The organism is Cohnella sp. SGD-V74 (assembly GCF_003001675.1).
In the GTDB taxonomy this organism is placed as follows: Bacteria; Bacillota; Bacilli; order Paenibacillales; family Paenibacillaceae; genus Cohnella.
Map to the genome: position 1 here is coordinate 138,580 of NZ_PVYW01000022.1, position 19,316 is coordinate 157,895.

Below are 19,316 nucleotides of genomic sequence, written 5' to 3' on the forward strand. Positions count from 1 at the left end.
AGAAACGATTGAGCTTAAACGGAGTTTATTCGCTTCGCTGGAAGCTGCTTTTCCACAGCTTGATCAGCGTCGCCATAACGGCTGCGGCGCTGTTCGTCGCCGACTTTCTTGTCGCCTTGCTGCTGCAATCGTCGCTTCGCGCGCCGTTTGCCTACGTCATCAACCATATCGGCTCCCTGCCCGTCTTCATCGCGGCCGGAATCGTTCTGTACGTTTTCAGCTTTTTTCTGCTTACCCGCGAAACGTTGCGCAGGCTGGACAGACTGTACGCCGTCTTGCAGCGCATGGAGGAAGGCAACTTCGAGGAGCCGCCCGCGCCCTCCCGTCCCGCCGATGAGATCGGCCGTCTCCAGGAGATCATCGGACGGTTAAGCAGGCAGCTCAGCCGCGATCTGAAGCGCATTACGGCCGGCCTGCAGGAAATCGCAGACGGCCAATTCGACCGGCCTATCGAGACGGCGGAGGCTTCCGGAGAGCTTGCCGAAGTTGCGCACAGCATTAACGCGATGGCGGCCAAGCTGCACCGCTCCATTCTCGACGAGCGCAACGCCGAGCAGACGAAGAACGATCTCATTACCGGCGTCTCGCACGACCTGCGAACCCCGCTTACCTCGATTCTCGGCTTCCTCGAGGTCATCAATCAGGATCGTTACCGGGACGAAGTCGAGCTTCGCCATTATACCGACATCGCTTACCACAAGGCGATCAGCCTCAAGAAACTGATCGACGACCTGTTCGAGTTCACGCGGATCAACAACGGCATGCCGCTCAACGCCGTCGAGCTGGACTTGGTCGGCTTTATGCGGCAGTTGGCCGAAGAGTTCGTCCCTCAGCTGGAGGAGGCCGGAATGACGTGCAGAATCGATGCCGATGCCGCCACGCTGACCGTCTCGGCGGACGGCGACCTGCTCGTCCGCGGCTTCGGCAATCTGATCTCCAACGCGATCCGCTACGGCCGGACAAATCCGTATATCGACATTGCCGTACGCCGGTCCGGCGAGGAGGCGATCGTGGAGGTCGCCAACTACGGAGACCCGATCCCCGAGCGGGATTTGCCGTTTATTTTCGACCGCTTCTACCGGGTCGAGCGCTCCCGCTCCCAGGATACCGGTGGGACCGGCCTCGGGCTCGCCATTACGAAGAGCATCATCGAAGTCCACGGGGGAACGATCGCCGCTTCCAGCCGCAAGGACAAAACCGTCTTCACGACCCGTTTGCCGCTGTAGGAGCCGCCGAAGCCCTGAACTTTTCTACGGAAAATGATAAGATTTCGTTAAGCTTTGACTTACTGACCCGTTAAGCTGTCTCCTCTATACTTTCAATCAATTGGAAGCTATAGAGAGAGGCTTAACGGTTTTTTTGCATGCCGAACCAGCCTCGGGAGAGGAGCTGCTATCTTGTTCTTGTTGACACGCTTTAAGCTGAACGAATGGTCCCGCGTCGCCCTGCTGCTCATTTTGCTCGCAGCCGCGTATGTGCGGTTCGACTTTCTCGTCTCGGTCGACCACCACAATTCGCACGATACGGTTCACTACGACATCATGGTCCGGCAGCTGCTGGAGACAGGCGTCTACGGGTACAAAAGCGAGGAGCCGAACGCCCGGGTGTCCCCCGGTTATCCGCTGTTCATGGCCGCCGTATACAAACTCGTCGATTACAAGCAGCGCGATCCTATGGCGGCGATTCGGTACATCCAACTCGTCTTCAGCCTGATTACGATCTGGCTCTCCTACCGTATCGCCAAACGGCTCGGCGGCGAATGGGCCGGACTGCTCGCGGCTGCGGGCATGGCCGTCTACCCGCCCTTCATCTGGACGACAGGGGCGGTGCTCACGGAGACGATCGCCGCGATGCTGCTTACGACGTACCTCTACTGGCAGCTTGTCGCCTTCGAACGAGCGAACCGCATGGCCGCGCTGCGGGCCGGCATCGCCCTCGGGCTGACCGCGCTCGTCCGTCCCGAATTTCTCGCAATGGCTCCAGCCGCTTACTTGCTGTACCTGCACTGGCGGCGCAAAGGCGGTCAGTCGCTGAAGCTGCTGCTGTGCACGGCGCTCGGAATGACGGTCGTGCTGTCGCCATGGCTGATTCGCAATATCGTAACGCTCAACAAGCCCATCGTGACGGCGACCCAAGTCAACCCGTTCGCGGCCGGCACGTATCCGAACAAAAATTACGACGACGGTCTCGTCGACCGGGTCGGCAAAACCCAGATGGAGGTCGCCAGGGAGCGGCTGCGGGTCGGCTTTACGGAGCATACGTGGACGTTCGTGAAATGGTATACGGTCGGCAAGCTGGACTACATCTACGGCAAAATGTTCACGGGCAGCGGCCATAAGCCGTTCTATCCGGTGATCCCGTTCCGAGCGGCGCTTCATCTGCTGCTTGTCTATACGGGACTGATCGCGGCCCTTGTTATCCTGATTAACTGGCGGCAGCCGGCCATGCTCATCGTTGTCCTGCTGATCGCGATATCCGCGGCCCGCCTCGCCTTCGTGCCGGAATACCGCTACAACTTTACCGCAATGCCGCAAATCATTATTCTTGACAGTTTGCTGGCGGCCCGGCTGCTCGCTTGGCTGTCCGAGTGGCTGGACAAGCGTTTCCGGCTTCGCTCGAAGCTGTCGATGGCAAGGAGGAACCGACATGCTTAACATGACGTTCGACCAGATGACCTGCTTTCCCGGCGCCAGAGAAGCGCTCATCATCGTGCCGGCCTACAACGAAGCGGAAGGCATCGCCCGGGTCGTGAATGAAATCCGGACGCGCGCGCCCTATACGGACGTGCTCGTCGTGAACGACGGTTCCAGGGACGCCACCGGTCGGCTGGCGGAGGAGGCCGGAGCGCTCGTCATCCACCTGTCGACCAATCTCGGCATCGGGGGCGCGGTGCAAACCGGCTATCGCTACGCCGCCGAGAACGGATACCGGTACGCCGCCCAGATCGACGGCGACGGTCAGCACAATCCGGCCGACTTCGGGCGGCTGCTCGATACGCTTCGCGCAAGCGGAGCGGACATGATCGTCGGCTCGCGCTTCCTGACCGGCGAAGGCTTCCAATCGACGTTTGCCCGCAAAGTCGGCATCGACCTGCTGGCCGGACTCGTCTCGGGGCTGATCGGACGGAAGGTGACCGATCCGACGTCGGGCTACAGGGTATGCGGCCGAAGGACGATCGAGCTGTTCGCGCGCGATTACCCGACCGACTATCCCGAAGTGGAGGCGCTCGTGTTGATGGACAACTGCGGCTTGTCTTTCGTGGAGACGCCCGTCGTCATGAGCGCGCGCAAGACGGGCAAATCCAGCATCTCGGCGCTCAAATCGGTCTACTACATGATCAAAGTGACGCTTGCCGTATTCATGACCAGAAGCCGGAAGAACAAGGAGTTGAGCGCCCAGCTATGAATCCGGACGTTTATTTCGTCAGCTTCATGATCGGCATCGGCTTTACCGCGACCGTCCTGCACCTGATCCGGGTGCGGAAGCTGCGCGAGCAGTATGCGCTCCTGTGGCTCGCGCTCGGGACGCTGATGATCGCGCTGTCTCCGTTCCCGAGCGTCATCGACCGGCTCGCGGCCTTCTTCAACGTCGTCTATGCCCCGTCGCTGCTGTACTTGCTTGCATTCGTAGGCGTGCTTTTTCTCCTGATGCATATGTCGATCGCCCTGTCATCGCTGACCGGTCGAATCATCAAGCTGACCCAGACGCTGGCGATGCAGGAGCAGCGGATCAGGGTGCTCGAGCAGGAAAAACTGCGAGTCGCGAGGAGCTTCGCGCGAGAAGAGGCGGGGAGAATCGAGCTGGACGATCGGGCATGGTGACGGCTTACGCGTTGCTGCTGCTGAATATCGCGCTGCTGGTTGTCGGTCAGATCATGTGGAAAATCGGCCTGGACAGGCTGGGCGGCCTGCATCCGCACAATGCGCTGCAAGTCGCCGCCTCCCCGTGGATTCTATCCGGCGTTCTTCTGTACGGCTTGGCGACGCTGCTCTGGCTCGCCGTCCTGTCGAGACTGCCGTTAAGCGCCGCTTATCCGCTGCAAAGTCTCGCTTACGTGTTCGCGCTTCTGCTCGCTTGGCTGCTGCTGGGCGAAGCGATCCCTCCGAACCGCTGGATCGGGGCCGGCATCATTGTCGCCGGCGCGTTCGTGATCGGACTGAGATGAGCGATCCGTCCTCATTAATCTGGCTCTCATGCTCGGCTAGAGTACGTCGTCCAGCCACTTGCGGCTCTGCGTATCGAGCTTCGTCCTGTCCGGAATTTCGCATCGTCTCCCATTGAGGTCTGTCAGCAGAATGCGATGATGGTTGTGGTACTGTACATGATCGTGCAGGTTACGCATCCTCAACCGCAATGCTCCGGCATCCGTGTCCAATTCCCACTCCCAGAGATCGCCTTTCTGCCTGACGCTTCGAACTGCCGCTACCTGCGGCAAAAAACAACGTCTTTTCAACTCCGTTCTAAGTTCCTGCAAACTGGCCTCGTCGAGCTGCTGCGGGTTTTCGATAACGCCGATCTCCGTCTCTTCCGCACGTACGGAAATATACCGATCGGGATATTGCAGAGGAAAGGTTCGGTACAGCAGCAATTCCGGATACGCGATGCCGCAACGAGCCAGATCAACGCGCTGCCCATATTGCCTGGTCGCAGCACATCGTCGACAATGACTTTGGTCAAATAAGGCGGGATAAGCTCTATCAAGGTCGTAACGACAAGCAACGCCGCAGCGGCGAGCATCTGCATTCTGTAAGGCTTAGCGAATTCCAGCATCCGCAGCAGGACGCTGCTCTTGCTGCGGCAAGCAGGACACTTGCCGTCTCCGGCCGGCATCATCATTCCGCAGACCGGACACATTCTCGGATAGTCCGTCTCCGCTGCATCCGGCAAAGCTTCGCCGGCGGATAACGCCGTGATCAGCTTCGCCGCATATTCGAATACCGCTGCATAGCTTGCCGTGTAGCTTAGCAGCAAGCGGCCTCCCGCCGCTGTATCCGCAACGAGCGTGCCGCCCCCGATCGCTTCAATCGTTCTAGCTCCCCGCAAGTCGGAGACAGGCAATCTATGCAGCTCGTTGCCGTCAAGACTCCATACCGCCACATCCTTTGCTGTTACTATTAGCCATAACGGAAGGAATTGACCGGCTTCATTTAAATCCGTCTGCGCGCAATAGATTGCCTCCTCATCCAATCGGCTGCGAATCGCCGGCGGCAGCTGTTCAACGGACCACATAGAACGCCTCCTTCATTCTTACCGACAAAATTAAGCAGACCAGAATTGTTTTATCCGGTCTGCTTTTAGGCCTTTATCCTATGGATACTCTTTCTTGCGACGAAGGATTACCTTAAACGTCTTCGGTTGACTCTCCGCTATATGCTATATTTTCCGTCACATCGTTGCTTCGATCATCTATCCGAACATGAGGGGCGCGGGAATGGACAAATTCATCCAGCATCTCGATGCGCTTGCGCAAAGCGCTGCAGAGCGCATCTTTCCTTACTTCATCAATAAACAATGAGCCTCTCAGGATTTCTCGAAATTCATCCTCAATGTCGTATAGCTTGGACAATTCCAGCCAGTCGAAGGATGTAACCAGCTTAATTTGCTCGTTATGATCCTGCTTAAATGGTTTGCATGTTATTTTTCCCGTTGCAGAAATACGCGCTGCCGGCTTGGAAAACCACAGCGATGAGCCGCTGTCATAAATCGGAGCTGCTCCGATCCATTCCAAGGTTTCTGCATTTCTTACTACGCCGAAATTGTTCTGATGACGATCCTCATTAGCAATCAGATAGTCCACAACCAGCATACGATCAAGCGCATCCACAATACCAGGAATGCCAAGCGCTTCACAGCAATTCACGTAATGCTGATACACGGACACATAATTTTGTTTTTCCCGCGTCTGCATCACATACCAAGCTGTAACCAGCTCCGTTTGCGGTGTAATGAAGTTCTCGCACACACTGTATGGGTATTCCTCTTGAATCATCAGCGTATAAGGAACATGAGGAATGCCCAGCCGTTTCATCAATCCTTGCCAGCACCTCATTGTATGGCTCCTGCTGGATTGCCCCGCTTCCACCTTTGACAAGGCATCGTTTTCCGTCGATAATCGCCCATTTCTTTTTTAACCAACCATCCGATGTGTTATCTGGCGACATTAAGCTGATTTCTTCACCGGAACTTCCCTTGCCGAGCAGCACATTCCCCACATCTTCGGAGAAATCATTATCAAAAAAATTAAGCCTCGACCAATCGGTGTCCGAACCAGCCGGACAAATCCAATACTGGTCAGATAAACTAAGTCCCAAGCTTTTATCCAGCAAATTTTGCGTCGCAGCAAGCCTTAATTCGAGTAGCGCTTCTTTAATCCCATCCCGACTGGCTGGAATCGCACGACCTCTCCACCATTCATTGAGCGAAGCACGATCCAGTCGTCCCTTTTTGACAGATACTCCAACAGGTACGTGCCGTTCATCGTATACGCTGCCTATAGCCGAGATTCCGCCCGTTGCTTCATCAAGCTGGATTTCTGCAACTGCAACATTTTTATGTTTTAACACATACTTCTTGTTCCAAGCATCTGCCATATCATCAACTCCCCAGGTTCCCCTGCATTTATCGTAGCCCAACCTCTTATTATTTCTTCTTTTTAAGGAATATCCCTGCCTGCAACGCCAATCGCCCCCCGCTTGACCTTCCTGGCCAATCAGAGGGCGATTCTCTTGATTTTTTTGTATTGGTTCAGTCACTCATAGACGGGTTGCAATGCGTCAGCGCGGATGCTCAATCATCCTGATAATCAGGCCTGCTGCCTCTGCCCGAGTTACGGGAGCACGGGGGTCAAAACGGTTCCCATTCTTCCCATTCATAAGTCCGGCTCGCTGCACGGCTGCCACGGCTTCCCTCGCCCACACCGGAATGTCATTCGCATCCACAAAAGCGAGCTTCGTATCCAGCGCATCCGACAGATGCAGCGCACGCGCCGCGATCACCGCCATTTCCGTCCGGCTTATAAGCTCGCCCGGTCGGAATGTCCCGTCCGCGAACCCCCGGATTAGTCCTTGCGCCGTCGCTTCCGCAACGGACGACCTCGCCCACGTCGGAATGCTTGCCGCATCGGCGAACTCCGATTGCGGATTCTCGCTCGCGCCTTCGTTGCCGATCAGCTTAAACGCACGGTTTAGCAGCGCCGTAAACTCTACGCGCGACACCTGCTGATTCGGACGGAAAGTGCCGTCTTGATACCCTGTCACGATCCCTTTGGCAACCGCTGCTTTGATCTCCGCCTCCGCCCAATGTCCGGTTATATCGCTAATAAGGATGCCGGGTTCTTCCGGTTGCGGTTGGGATGGCGGCACCGGCTTGACGACGGAAAGAACGGCGAAATCGGCAAATTCGTCCGTCTGAGCCGTGAAGACCTCTCCCGCAAGACTGCCGTTTACCTCCGTCCACTTGCCAGTCGACTTGTCGTAAGCAAACAGAGCGGCTCTGCGTCCTTCCCCGATCTTCGTAGATTCGAGCCTGATGAGCAGAGTCATCGGCAGTTGGAGCGGTTGATCTTCGACATTCCTGCTCAGACGGAAAACCTGACTCAGCCCTTGCGCTTCATCGGGCAGCTGCACCTCATCCGTCTCAAGCATCTCTAACGTTAAATAGAAAGGGAGATTCACCGCCTTCGGCGGAACAGACACCTCAATCTGGTCACCCAGACTTATCGTGCAGCCTCCGGTTTCGCAATAGATCCTTGTACTTGGGGCAAGAGGCCCCGAGGCTGGGGCTGTCTCCGAACTCCGGGCGCTGTCCACGATGACGTTTACACTCGCTGTCATGTTGTCCGGATTGGCCGCTCCGGCCGGAGGTGTCAACGTTCCGGTGAATGTGTATTTGCCGGACTTCGTTCCGTTGTAAGCCGGATCTCCTCCATCCCACGTGATGGACGCCTCCTGCTTATCCCCGCTGCTCAGGGTCACTTCCACCGTTAGCGGCAGCTTGACGTTATCTAACCTCGTGCCGTACGGAACACGGATGTCCGATAACGCGTCAACCGAGATGACTGTTGGATCTTCTACGATCACATTCACGCTCGCCGTCTTATTGTCCGGATTCGTTGAACCGGCGGGAGCTGTTAGCGTGCCCGTGAACACGTACGTGTCAGGCTGGTTGCCGTTGTACGAAGGAACGCCTCCGTCCCACGTTACCGTTGCTTGCTCGGTATCCCCGCTGCTCAGGGTTACGTCTACCGTTGGCGGCAGTTCGACGTCTTCCAGCTCTGTTCCGTACGGAACGTGAATGTCCGATAACGCGTCAACCGAGGTAACTGTTGGATCTTCTACGATCACATTGACGCTCGCCGTTATACTATTCGGGTTTGTTGATCCTGCGGGAGCCGTTAATGTACCTGTGAACGTGTAAGTGCCGGGTTGAGTGCCGTTATACGCCGGAGTGCCTCCATTCCAGCTTACTGTCGCTTGCTCGGTATCCCCGCTGCTCAGGGTTACGTCTACCGTTGGCGGCAGTTCGACGTCTTCCAGCTCTGTTCCGTACGGAACGTGAATGTCCGGCAATGCGTCAACCGAGGTGACTGTCGGGTCTTCTACGATCACATTGACGCTCGCCGTTAGACCACCCGGATTCGTCGAGCCCGCCGGAGCCGTCAACGTACCTATGAACACATAGGTGCCGGGCTGGTTACCGTTGTACGCCGGGGTGCCTCCATTCCAGCTTACTGTCGCTTGCTCGGTATCCCCGCTGCTCAGGGTCACGTCTACCGTTGGCGGCAGTCCGACATCTTCCAGTTCTGTGCCATATGGAACATGAATGTCCAACAACGCGTCAACCGAGATGACTGTCGGATCTTCTACGATCACATTGACGCTCGCCGTTAGACCACCCGGGTTTGTTGATCCTGCGGGAGCTGTTAGCGTACCCGCGAACACATACGTTCCAGGCTGGTTGCCATTGTACGCCGGGGTGCCTCCATTCCATGTCACCGACGCCGTTCTTGTCTCCCCACTGCTCAGGGTTACGTCTACCGTTGGCGGAAGCCCAACTTCCTCCAGCTCTGTTCCGTACGGAACATGAATGTCCAACAACGCGTCAACCGAGATGACTGTCGGATCTTCTACGATCACATTGACGCTCGCCGTTAGACCACCCGGATTCGTCGAACCCGCAGGAGCTGTCAGCGTACCTATGAACGCATATGTGCCGGGCTGGTTACCGTTGTACGTCGGAGTGCCTCCGTTCCATGTCACCGACGCCGTTCTTGTCTCCCCGCTGCTCAGGGTTACGTCTACCGTTGGCGGAAGCCCAACTTCCTCCAGCTCTGTTCCGTACGGAACATGAATGTCCAACAACGCGTCAACCGAGGTGACTGTCGGGTCTTCTACAACGACGTTAATGCTCGCCGTTATACCATTCGGGTTTGTTGATCCTGCGGGGGCCGTAAGCGTACCCGCGAACACATACGTGCCAGGCTGATTGCCATTATACGCCGGAGTGCCTCCATTCCAGCTTACTGTCGCTTGCTCGGTATCCCCGCTGCTCAGGGTTACGTCTACCGTTGGCGGTAACCCAACTTCTTCCATCTCTGTTCCGTACGGAACATGAATGTCCGGCAACGCGTCAACCGAGATGACTGTCGGATCTTCTACAACGACGTTAATACTCGCCGTTAGATTACCCGGATTCGTCGAACCCGCAGGAGCTGTCAGCGTACCTATGAACGCATATGTGCCGGGCTGGTTACCGTTGTACGCCGGGGTGCCTCCATCCCATGCGATGGATGCCTCCTGCTTATCCCCGCTGCTCAGGGTCACGTCTACCGTTGTCGGCAGTCCGACGTCTTCCAGCTCTGTTCCGTACGGAACGTGAACGTCCGGCAATGCGTCAACCGAGGTGACTGTCGGATCTTCTACGACGACGTTAATGCTCGCCGTTAGATTACCCGGATTCGTCGAGCCCGCCGGGGCCGTTAACGTACCTGTGAACGTGTAAGTGCCAGGCTGGTTGCCATTGTATGCCGGAGTGCCTAAATCCCACGCCACCGATGCCGCTTTCGTCTCTCCGCTGCTGAGCGTCACATTAACGGTCGTTGGCAAACCGATGGCGCTTAGCAACGTGCCATACGGAACATGTGTATCAGACAACATGCTCACAGAAGTGACCGTTGGGTCTTCTACAACGACTCTGACACTCGCTGTTATACCATCCGGATTCACAAAACCTGCCGGAGCCGCCAGCGTACCTGTGAACGTATACGTTCCTGGCACGAAGCGACTGTACAGCGGAGTACCTGCATTCCATGTCACCGACGCCAGTTTCGTCTCACCACTACTGAGCGTCACGTTCACGGTCGCCGGAAAAACGATGGCGCTTAGCAGCCTGCCATAAGAGACATGTATATCCGACAACGCTTCAACCGAAGTTACCTTCGGATCGCTTACGATGACTCTCACGCTCGCCGTTATACCATCCGGATTCGTCGAACCTTCAGGAACCGTCAGCGTACCCGCAAACACATACGTGCCGGGCTGGCTGCCATCATATGCCGGAGCGCCTCCGTTCCATGTTACTGCCGTCGTTTTCGTCTCCCCGTTGCTGAGCGTCACATTAACGGTCGCTGGCAAAACGACGGCGCCTAACGGCGTGTCATACAAGACATGTATATCCGATATCGGGACAATCGACACTATTTTGAAATCTTTCCACTTCGCATACAGCGTTGCGCTGCCGGTACTCGTAATCGAACTGATCGGGGTAGTATTCGTAAAAAGAGTTCCGTCAGAGGTATACCATCCGTCGAACTCATATCCCGAAGGAGCCGGAATTGCCAGGCTCTTCCCGGCTGCCTGCATCGTCGAAGCCAACACGTGCAGAGAAGACGGCGGCGTGCCGGGCGCGCCGTTCAAGTCGAACGTCAAATCGTATGCATTGCCGTTGACCGCGACCCCCGATACGGGGCTATTGATCGTGCCGGTATTATGGACGGTCCCCTCTCCTCTAAGCCGTCCTCCGCCTTCAATCGTCCCTGAATTCTCAAAAGTAACCCCGGACGGAATAATCAAACTCTGTCCGCTCGGAAGCACGATTGTGCCGCTGCCGCTATTGCTCAATGAACCGAAAGGGCTTCCTCCGATAACTGAAAAAGAGGGAGTATTGCCCGCGGACGGCGTAACCGTCCCCCCCGTGATCGTCACCGCTGCGCCGGCCCCATTGTAACCGCCTCCGATACCAGCGCCGCCATTGTTGCCGGTCGCATTCACGATCCCGCCGGTGATGATCACCGTTCCTCCGTTCCCAAAGGCTCCGCCGCCGATTCCTGCCGCGCCATTGTTGCCGATCGCATTGACGGTTCCTCCGTTAATAATCACCGTTCCGTTGGAGCCTTCAACGCCGCCGCCACCGATTCCTGCTGCTGCCTGGCTTCCGACCGCAATTACCGTTCCGCTATTGATAATGATCGTACCGGCCGTTTTATTATTACTATCCGACCCGATGCCAGCGCCAAAGCCGTTCGGACTGCCGGTCGTGTTCAATACCCCGCCTCCGACCCCGTCTTCAATTGTCAAGGAAGAATTTCCATAGACCCCTACCCCGGGTGCTCCTTGTGCGGGGGGCGCTGTGATGTTCAGCTTATAGCCGTGCAGATCCAGCGTCAGGCTCGCCCCCACCTGCAAGCGCAGCGTACCCGACGTCTGCGTAATATCGGCGCTTAATATAATCGTGTCGCCGCTCGGTGCGGTTTGGAACGCAGTCACCAGTTCGCTCCACGTCGCTACCGTCCGGTCGGCCGCATAGGATGGCTGAAAGCCGATGGCGGACACTCCTCCGAACAGGAACATTAGGCAGAGACTCCTGAGAAACACCGTTTTTCGGAACCAAGAAGCTGCCGATCGTCGCCAAACTCGATTCATAATCTTTTTCTTCCTTTCTCTTGCAAAAAATGTAGAATAATAATATAGGCTTATTCAGCATCCTGCCGAATCTATCAACTGGTTTGTCGTAACGTCTGTTATTATACAAAGAGGATATTTCGGAAAAAACTCCCCCCCTGTATAGATTGCCTCAACACATCACAAACGCCAAAAAGCCTCCCGAAGCGAATGCCTCGAGGGGCTTTTACCTACTTTACGCTGCCGCGAACGGCAAAACAGCAGCAGAACGGCGGACTACAGATCCATTAGCGCACCTTTCCAGATTGCCTCGGCCCTGCTGTCAACCTCCAGCTTGCTGTAAATATTTTTGATATGCGACTTTACCGTTCCGATGCCAATGCCAAGCCTGCTTGCAATCTCCTTGTTCGTGCGTCGACTCACGATGAGCCGCAGCACCTCGCGTTCCTTCCTCGTCAGGCTCGATGCCGGATCGGCCAGGCCATCGGCGGCCAAGTTCCAGCCGAAGTCGAACAACAGCTCCCGCACGTAACCGGGAGAGGGCCAGTTTCCCTCCTCCTGCCGCTCCCACGATTCAGCCAGCAACAGCGGCAGCAGTTCGGCCAACGGCTGACCGGCGTCGAGCAAAGTACGCCTGTAGCCGCGCAGTTCCGAAGCATGCAGAACCGGGCGCAGCAGCCGCAGCGCCTCGTCCGTACGACCCGTGCGGCGAAGCAGGACCAGCTTAAACACTGACAGTTCGATCTCGATCTGGAACCGGTCCGTCCGGATCGCCAGCTCAAGCAGCTTCTCCGTCAAGCTCATCGCCTCGTCATGCATTCCCTGCGCTGCGGCAATACGGGCCAGGCATTGGTATCCGTACAACTGCCGATCGCCTATTACGTCTCCGGCGAGCAGCGAATACTGCCGGCGCCAGGCCAGCGCCGGTTCCTCCTGTCCTCCCTCCAGCGCCATCAAAGCCAGCTCCGCGTCGCAATAGACCAGCGAATCCGCCAGGCCAAGCTCCGCCAGCTCCCGCTTCGTCTCACGCAACGTTTCCATCGCCCGTGCTCGTTCGCCGCGAAGCTTCTGAACACGGAACAGCGTCAAGCGGGCAGGCAACAGCACAGCCGCGCGGTCGATATGTCCCGCCTCCACCGACTCAAGCGCTCTTGCCGCATACTTTTCCGCTTCGTCCGGCATGTTGAACTCATATTGCAACTCCGCGAGGAAAGCCAGAGGCACCGCGGCCAAGCCCGCTTTTTCCAAAGACTCAACGAGACTCCGAAGAAAAAAAACAAGCTGCTTGCTGTCGCTTAAATCGGAGTGCGACCGGATATGCTGGCGGGAAATCGACGGCAGCCCGGCGAATTTCGGCTTTGCCGGAATCAGCCTGATGCCTGCGGGGCTATATTGCTTGAACAGGCGCAGATTCAGATTCACCTGCTCGAGATCATGAAGAACGCTGGCAGCGCAGCACATTTTCAGAAAATGATAGCTGCCCCAAAACTCGCTTCGCTCCTCGTCCGTCCAGGCGGCCTGATTGTCTTCGTATCGGCTTTCCGCATAGCGCAGCATCTTTTCCGCCCTATCGTAGTCGGCTTCGCCGATCAACACCGAATGTACATGCGAGAAATAAAGAATAGGATGCTTGCTGAGAACATGTCCCGGAATCCTCGAGAACGGCTCGCTCTTCCAAGTCGTACCGACACCCGGCTTCCTTACGGGCATCCGGGTCAACAGCTCGATCGCTCTCTCGTAATGCCCGCCGCTCAAGTAATAATCCAGAGCATCCTCCTGAAGCGCTTCGTTCTCGCACCACATCCCCGCCCGCTCCAGAAGCCGCGGCATCCGATCCGGTTCGGTACGTCTCAGAAGGCGATGAAGAAACTCCTCGAACAAAGGGTGGAAGCGAAACCAGCCGGTTCGGTCGTCCAACGGAACGACGAACAGCTGCGCCCGCCCCAGCTGGCCCAACAACTCCCGGCTCCTTTCGCTGCCGGTGACGGCCTCGCACAGAGAAGGAGAGAACGTCCGCAACACCGAGCATTCCGTCAGAAACAGGCGGATCTCCTCGCTTTGCTGCTGCCATACTTCCTCCAGCAAATACTGATCGATAAGCCGGGATGCGCTCGCGAAGCTTCTCAGCTGCTGCTCGGACGGAGCCGCGCCGCGCAGCGACAGAGCCGCCAGCTTCATACCCGCGATCCAGCCTTCAGCTCGGCTCACCCATTCGCCCGCCTCGTCCTTCGACAACTCCAGCTCCATACAATTTGCATAGAAGGCGATTCCCTCCTGCAAGCTAAAGCGCAGATCGGCCGCCCCCATATGCGCCGCAGCGGCAGAGAGCTTCTCTTCGGCCAAGGGCAAATCGGGATCGGTGCGGCCCGCCGCAATCAATCGAACGTTCGAGGGCATGTTTCCGATAAAATAGGAAATAGAGGACAGCAGCGTTTCATCGGTGATTACGTGAAAATTGTCCAGTACGAGCACCAGTTCTTCCCGCAATAGCCGAAGCTCGTCCGTCATCGCCGTCAAAGCCGTCTTCAAGCGGTCCGGCCCCATGCTTCCCACAACCGCAGAGTCTGCGAACCCCGGATGAATTCGATCGATTGCCCGGATCACATCCTGCCAGAACCGCACCGGATCGTTGTCTCCCGGATCAAGGGAAAACCACGCCGGTTTGGTTTCGCTGAATTCCGCCCATTGCTGCAGCAGAGTGGTCTTGCCGAAGCCGGCCGGCGCAAACAGGAGCAGCGTCTGCTCCTTCAGGCATTCATGAATACGTTCGATCAACCGCTGCCGATTCAACGTGCGGGACGCCGCGGCGGGTATCGTCAGTTTGGCGGACGGAATCGGCAGACGGCTCGCCGGATGTTCGTCCCTCTCTCCAGTGAAGTTCATCGCTTGCCCTCTCTCGTTCGAAGCTTTGAAGCTATGACGGCTTTATTCCTCCAATTGTTCGCCGATTCGGATCGCCTCTCTCCTGCTGCCGATCCCGAGCTTGACGTAGATTTGATGAAGATGCGTCCGCACCGTGCCGTAGCCGATCCCGAGTTCGGCGGCCATTTCGTTGTTGCTTTTGCGTCTGGCAATCAACCGAAGGATCTGCAGCTCCTTGCGCGTCAAAATCAGCATGAGGTCCGAGACCGGCCTCTCCTCCGCCGCTCTGCGCCCGAAACCGGCCAGCAGGCTGCGCATGTAGCCTAAAGCGGGGTACGCGTCCGCTGTCGACCGATCCCACGAGCGGATCGACAACGCCAGCAGCTCCGCCATCGGTTCGCGGCCGTCGAGGAAGAGGCGGACGTACAACCTGGGCTCGGAAACAAGCAGCGCCTTCCGAAGCAAAGCGAGCGCTTCTTCCGTCCGCCCCGTCTCGTACAGCAGCAGCAGCTTGGTCACGGCAATCTCAAGCGAGAGATAGAGCAGATTCGCCTCGTCCGCCACTTCCGTCAGCCGCTCGATCAACCGGAACGCCTCTGTCTGCCGTCCTAGCCCCGCATAAATGCGGGCCAGGTAATGATATTCGTACAGCTGCCTGGCCGTAAACGGTTGGTCGTCACGCAGGCGGTACCGGTTCAGCCAAATTTCCGCCGGCTCGCGGTCGCCTTCCTCCAGCGCCATCAGCGCCAGCTCCGCATCGCAGTGAAGCAGCCCCGCAACCACCTCAAGCCGGGCCAGTTCCCTGCGTGTTTCCTTCAGCGTCTCCTCCGCTTCGCGGTGCCGCCCCTTGGCCCGCTGCACGCCGCTCAGCACAAGCCGGGCGGCCAGCAGAATTTCCGGGACGGCGTTGGGATCGCTGCGCACGGCTGTATCCAGAGCACTCTCGGCCGTTCTCCACGCCTCGTCCAGCTCGTTGTAGCCGTACAGCGCCTCCGCCAGACACGTCCGCATCGAGCAGCCCACCTCGCCCAGCGTCTGGGACATATACTTTAGAATGGCCAGGTTCGTCGCCTTCTCGACGAATTTGTCGGGCCGGATATATTTTCGGACGATCGAAGGCAGACCGGCAACCCCGGACTGAGCGAAGATGAGTCGGATACCGCTCGGCCAATATTGTGCGGACAGCTGCATATATCGCATCGCCTCGTCCATAACCCCCAGTTCGATGGAAGTATGGATCATTTTGAAGTAATAAAGGGCTCCCCAGAAGTCGCTCTTGTCCTCCTCGGTCCACTCCCTCTCGCACTCCTCATACTGCCTCTGCGCATTCGCCATCATCCGCTCCGCCTGCTCGTAGCGAGCGTCTACCATGTGCATATGCACGCATGAAAAATAGAGAATCGGACGCTTCATCAGGAGGCGCTCGGGAATGCGCAGCAGCAGCGAGCCCAGCCAAACCGGGCTGACGCGCAGACGTTTCGCCGTCATCGCTTCCAGCAGCTGGATTCCCCGTTCGTAATGCCCGCAGGCCACATAATACTCCAATGCCTCCCGTTCCCGCCCCTCCCGCTCGCCCCACAGAGCCGCCTGCTCCAGCAGCAGCGGAATGCGCTCGGGCTCGGCGCTCTTCAGACGCCGTCTCAAAAATTCGGCAAACAGCCGGTGAAGCCGATATTCTTCCCGCCGCTCGTCCAACGAAAACGTGAACAGCTGCTTGCGGCTCAATTCTTCCAACCGTTCCTGGCTCCTTTCGTCCCCGGCAACGGCTTGGCATAAGGAGGCGTTCAACCGTTCCAGCACGGAGCAGTCCGTAAGGAAACGGCGCATCGGCTCGCTCAGCGGCATGTAAGCTTCCGTCAGCAGATACTGCTCCAGCCGCGGCGACATGTCCGAAAATGCCATTCGTCCGTCATCCTCCGCACATAGCGCCAACCGCATTCCCGCAATCCAGCCTTCCGTCAGATTGACCCGTTCGCCGACCTCTTCCTCCGACAGCCTCAAACGCATGGCGTCGCTGTAAAACTCGCCGCCTTCCTGCCGTGTGAAACGCAGGTCTGCCGTACTCAGGATTGTCATCCGCTGACCGCTGACCAGCCGCGATGTCGGAAAAGCGGGCTCGCCGCGCCCGGCAGCCACGACATGTACGGAAGTCGGCAAATATTCGATCAAATAGGCGAATGAAGCGAGAAGCCGCTCATCGACAATATGGTGAAAATCGTCCAGCACCCATATCAGCGGCCCGTCCAACCGTTCCAACTCTTGAGCGAACAGGCTCGCGGCCGTATCGGAGCTTAGCCCTATAATGTTGCCGACTCGTTGCGCAAAACCCGGCACCGCTTCATCGACAGCCCGAATAACAGCCTGCCAGAATGACATCGGCTCGTTGTCCTCGGGACCGACTGCCAGCCACGCCGGTTTCCTCCGGACGCGCCGAGCCCAGTCCGCAAGCAGCACTGTCTTGCCGTAGCCCGCAGGCGCGCACAAATACGTGATGGACCCCGACACTCCCTGCTCGATCCGTTCAATCAACCGTAAGCGCGTAACCGTTCCCTCCGGCACCTCCGGAATGCGCAGCTTGTCCGTCAACATCAGAACGCTTCCTCACCTTTCTCTATGTAATGCGTCTACTCTTCATTCGCGTCTAGTCTGTTGTACATGAGTAGTTTATCAAAATCTGTCATGGGGCGCATACAAAAAAACTCTTGAGTTGCACAAAGTGCATCTCAAGAGTTGATTGCGTAAAGTGGTACCGGTGAGAGGACTCGAACCTCCACGGGGGTTGCCCATTCGATTTTGAGTCGAACGCGTCTGCCATTCCGCCACACCGGCATATTCAATTATCTAGCTGGCGCGCCCTAAGAGATTCGAACTCCTGACCTTTTGATTCGTAGTCAAACGCTCTATCCAGCTGAGCTAAGGGCGCAAGCTTTGAGGTTGTTGGAGGCGCCACCCAGACTCGAACTGGGGGTAAAGCTTTTGCAGAGCTCTGCCTTACCACTTGGCTATGGCGCCAGATTCAAGATTGAGATGGAGCGGAAAACGGGATTCGAACCCGCGACCTTCTCGTTGGCAACGAGATGCTCTACCACTGAGCTATTTCCGCATATTAATGTGAAAATGGCTGGGGATCTAGGATTCGAACCTAGGAGTGACGGAGTCAAAGTCCGTTGCCTTACCGCTTGGCTAATCCCCAAAGTTGTTTAGAAGAAACAATGGGGCGATCGAGGGGAATTGAACCCCCGAATGTCGGATCCACAAACCGATGCGTTAACCACTTCGCCACGATCGCCATAGATTTTGAAACATTTAATTGGCAGGGGCAGCAGGAATTGAACCCACACTAACGGTTTTGGAGACCGCTGTTCTACCCTTAAACTATGCCCCTACGGAGTATAGAAATGCTGGTGGAGGATGATGGATTCGAACCACCGAACCCGAAGGAAGAGATTTACAGTCTCCCGCGTTTGGCCACTTCGCTAATCCTCCACGCTTAGGAGTGAAACTGGTGCCGACTAGAGGACTTGAACCCCCAACCTACTGATTACAAGTCAGTTGCTCTACCAATTGAGCTAAGTCGGCGTAATGTTGAACAATCTGGATGGTGGCTCGAGACGGAATCGAACCGCCGACACGAGGATTTTCAGTCCTCTGCTCTACCAGCTGAGCTATCGAGCCTTACATGCTCCCCAACCGTTCTAGGGAAAAAATGGCGGAGCCGACGGGATTCGAACCCGCGGTCTCCTGCGTGACAGGCAGGCATGTTAGGCCTCTACACCACGGCTCCGCGTGTACTCGGTAATGAGCCGAGATGATGTTGGTTGCGGGGGCAGGATTTGAACCTGCGGCCTTCGGGTTATGAGCCCGACGAGCTACCGGGCTGCTCCACCCCGCGTCGTTATTGAGCAAATTGCTTACTTGAGCGACATTTCTTATCATACCTCATATCGCCTACGCAATGCAACCCTCAATTTATGGTAATTCTTTTAGATGAAAATGGTGACCCCTAGGGGATTCGAACCCCTGTTACCTCCGTGAAAGGGAGGTGTCTTAACCACTTGACCAAGGGGCCATGCTTACCAAGGAAATTATGGCGGAGAGAGAGGGATTCGAACCCTCGAGACGCTTTAGACGCCTACACGATTTCCAATCGTGCTCCTTCGACCAACTCGGACACCTCTCCAAATGGCTCCCCGAACAGGACTCGAACCTGTGACAACTCGATTAACAGTCGAGTGCTCTACCAACTGAGCTATCAGGGAATGTAAGCAGTGGGTGATGCTATGGATCCAGCCCTGGTCGTCGACTTCATCGACTGCTCGGGCATGCATCCGGCCTGGCGACGTCCTACTCTCCCAGGACCCTGCGGTCCAAGTACCATCGGCGCTGGAGGGCTTAACGGTCGTGTTCGGGATGGGTACGCGTGGAACCCCTCCGCCGTCATCACCAGACCAGATCATTTGTAACAAGGCTTACGCCTTGAAAACTGGATGCGAACCAAGCGATGCGAAGAAGAAGGTGAAGTGTCTTGCTTACTCGTCAATTCGTTAGGATAAGCCC

General features: G+C 56.9%; 12 protein-coding genes, 15 tRNA genes and 1 rRNA gene. 5 read left to right on the forward strand and 23 right to left on the reverse strand.

Annotation, left to right across the window (positions count from 1 at the left end; all coding sequences use genetic code 11):
• Positions 1-8 precede the first annotated feature (8 nt).
• The 5 genes from B0G52_RS28165 to B0G52_RS28185 all read left to right on the forward strand — a co-directional run bounded on the left by B0G52_RS28165 (position 9) and on the right by B0G52_RS28185 (position 4,165).
• The gene (locus B0G52_RS28165) at positions 9-1,226 is read left to right on the forward strand and encodes a sensor histidine kinase (RefSeq protein WP_094049563.1); all 1,218 of its coding nucleotides are present in this window, start codon (positions 9-11) and stop codon (positions 1,224-1,226) included.
• Positions 1,227-1,397: 171 nt separating this feature from the next.
• Positions 1,398-2,654: a glycosyltransferase family 39 protein gene (locus tag B0G52_RS28170; RefSeq protein WP_233163141.1), complete on the forward strand. Its 1,257-nt coding sequence runs from the start codon at positions 1,398-1,400 to the stop codon at positions 2,652-2,654.
• Positions 2,647-3,405 (forward strand): glycosyltransferase family 2 protein, encoded by a 759-nt coding sequence (locus B0G52_RS28175; RefSeq protein WP_233163143.1) that lies wholly within the window; start codon positions 2,647-2,649, stop codon positions 3,403-3,405. Before B0G52_RS28170 ends, B0G52_RS28175 begins: the two co-directional genes overlap by 8 nt.
• The gene (locus B0G52_RS28180) at positions 3,402-3,821 is read left to right on the forward strand and encodes a DUF2304 domain-containing protein (protein WP_094049567.1); all 420 of its coding nucleotides are present in this window, start codon (positions 3,402-3,404) and stop codon (positions 3,819-3,821) included. Before B0G52_RS28175 ends, B0G52_RS28180 begins: the two co-directional genes overlap by 4 nt.
• Positions 3,815-4,165: an EamA family transporter gene (locus B0G52_RS28185; RefSeq protein ID WP_094049569.1), complete on the forward strand. Its 351-nt coding sequence runs from the start codon at positions 3,815-3,817 to the stop codon at positions 4,163-4,165. The genes B0G52_RS28180 and B0G52_RS28185 overlap by 7 nt, the downstream gene beginning before the upstream one ends.
• A 36-nt stretch (positions 4,166-4,201) precedes the next feature.
• On the opposite strand, the gene B0G52_RS28190 is transcribed toward B0G52_RS28185, so the two are convergent.
• The 23 genes from B0G52_RS28190 to rrf all read right to left on the reverse strand — a co-directional run bounded on the left by B0G52_RS28190 (position 4,202) and on the right by rrf (position 19,207).
• Positions 4,202-4,564, reverse strand: coding sequence for a DUF1854 domain-containing protein (locus tag B0G52_RS28190; protein WP_233163149.1), 363 nt, complete (start codon positions 4,562-4,564; stop codon positions 4,202-4,204).
• Positions 4,450-5,229 carry a hypothetical protein gene (locus tag B0G52_RS36345; RefSeq protein ID WP_233163151.1) on the reverse strand — a complete coding sequence of 260 codons (780 nt, stop codon included), beginning with the start codon at positions 5,227-5,229 and terminating at the stop codon, positions 4,450-4,452. The genes B0G52_RS28190 and B0G52_RS36345 overlap by 115 nt, the downstream gene beginning before the upstream one ends.
• Before the next feature lie 112 nt (positions 5,230-5,341).
• Positions 5,342-5,881 carry a hypothetical protein gene (locus B0G52_RS36350; RefSeq protein WP_233163145.1) on the reverse strand — a complete coding sequence of 180 codons (540 nt, stop codon included), beginning with the start codon at positions 5,879-5,881 and terminating at the stop codon, positions 5,342-5,344.
• Positions 5,847-6,590, reverse strand: a complete 744-nt coding sequence (locus B0G52_RS36355; RefSeq protein WP_233163147.1) for a hypothetical protein — start codon at positions 6,588-6,590, stop codon at positions 5,847-5,849. The genes B0G52_RS36350 and B0G52_RS36355 overlap by 35 nt, the downstream gene beginning before the upstream one ends.
• A 183-nt stretch (positions 6,591-6,773) precedes the next feature.
• Positions 6,774-11,846, reverse strand: coding sequence for an Ig-like domain-containing protein (locus B0G52_RS28200; protein WP_094049573.1), 5,073 nt, complete (start codon positions 11,844-11,846; stop codon positions 6,774-6,776).
• A gap of 327 nt (positions 11,847-12,173) precedes the next feature.
• Positions 12,174-14,780 (reverse strand): winged helix-turn-helix domain-containing protein, encoded by a 2,607-nt coding sequence (locus B0G52_RS35735; protein WP_094049575.1) that lies wholly within the window; start codon positions 14,778-14,780, stop codon positions 12,174-12,176.
• A gap of 42 nt (positions 14,781-14,822) precedes the next feature.
• Positions 14,823-17,348: a winged helix-turn-helix domain-containing protein gene (locus B0G52_RS28210; RefSeq protein WP_094049577.1), complete on the reverse strand. Its 2,526-nt coding sequence runs from the start codon at positions 17,346-17,348 to the stop codon at positions 14,823-14,825.
• Positions 17,349-17,503: 155 nt separating this feature from the next.
• Positions 17,504-17,588, reverse strand: a tRNA-Leu gene (locus tag B0G52_RS28215).
• Positions 17,589-17,605: 17 nt separating this feature from the next.
• A tRNA-Arg gene (locus tag B0G52_RS28220) sits at positions 17,606-17,682 on the reverse strand.
• Positions 17,683-17,697: 15 nt separating this feature from the next.
• A tRNA-Cys gene (locus tag B0G52_RS28225) sits at positions 17,698-17,771 on the reverse strand.
• A 16-nt stretch (positions 17,772-17,787) separates the two neighbouring features.
• Positions 17,788-17,862 (reverse strand) — tRNA-Gly (locus B0G52_RS28230).
• Between the two features lie 15 nt (positions 17,863-17,877).
• A tRNA-Gln gene (locus tag B0G52_RS28235) sits at positions 17,878-17,952 on the reverse strand.
• Between the two features lie 20 nt (positions 17,953-17,972).
• Positions 17,973-18,048, reverse strand: a tRNA-His gene (locus B0G52_RS28240).
• Positions 18,049-18,070: 22 nt separating this feature from the next.
• Positions 18,071-18,144: transfer RNA gene (locus B0G52_RS28245), tRNA-Trp, on the reverse strand.
• 17 nt (positions 18,145-18,161) lie between these two features.
• Positions 18,162-18,245, reverse strand: a tRNA-Tyr gene (locus tag B0G52_RS28250).
• Between the two features lie 17 nt (positions 18,246-18,262).
• A tRNA-Thr gene (locus B0G52_RS28255) sits at positions 18,263-18,338 on the reverse strand.
• A 20-nt stretch (positions 18,339-18,358) separates the two neighbouring features.
• A tRNA-Phe gene (locus tag B0G52_RS28260) sits at positions 18,359-18,434 on the reverse strand.
• A gap of 32 nt (positions 18,435-18,466) precedes the next feature.
• A tRNA-Asp gene (locus tag B0G52_RS28265) sits at positions 18,467-18,543 on the reverse strand.
• A gap of 31 nt (positions 18,544-18,574) precedes the next feature.
• A tRNA-Met gene (locus B0G52_RS28270) sits at positions 18,575-18,651 on the reverse strand.
• Between the two features lie 102 nt (positions 18,652-18,753).
• A tRNA-Glu gene (locus tag B0G52_RS28275) sits at positions 18,754-18,828 on the reverse strand.
• Between the two features lie 19 nt (positions 18,829-18,847).
• A tRNA-Ser gene (locus tag B0G52_RS28280) sits at positions 18,848-18,939 on the reverse strand.
• A 3-nt stretch (positions 18,940-18,942) separates the two neighbouring features.
• Positions 18,943-19,018 (reverse strand) — tRNA-Asn (locus B0G52_RS28285).
• Positions 19,019-19,090: 72 nt separating this feature from the next.
• Positions 19,091-19,207: ribosomal RNA gene (gene rrf / locus B0G52_RS28290) — 5S ribosomal RNA — on the reverse strand.
• Positions 19,208-19,316: the final 109 nt, after the last annotated feature.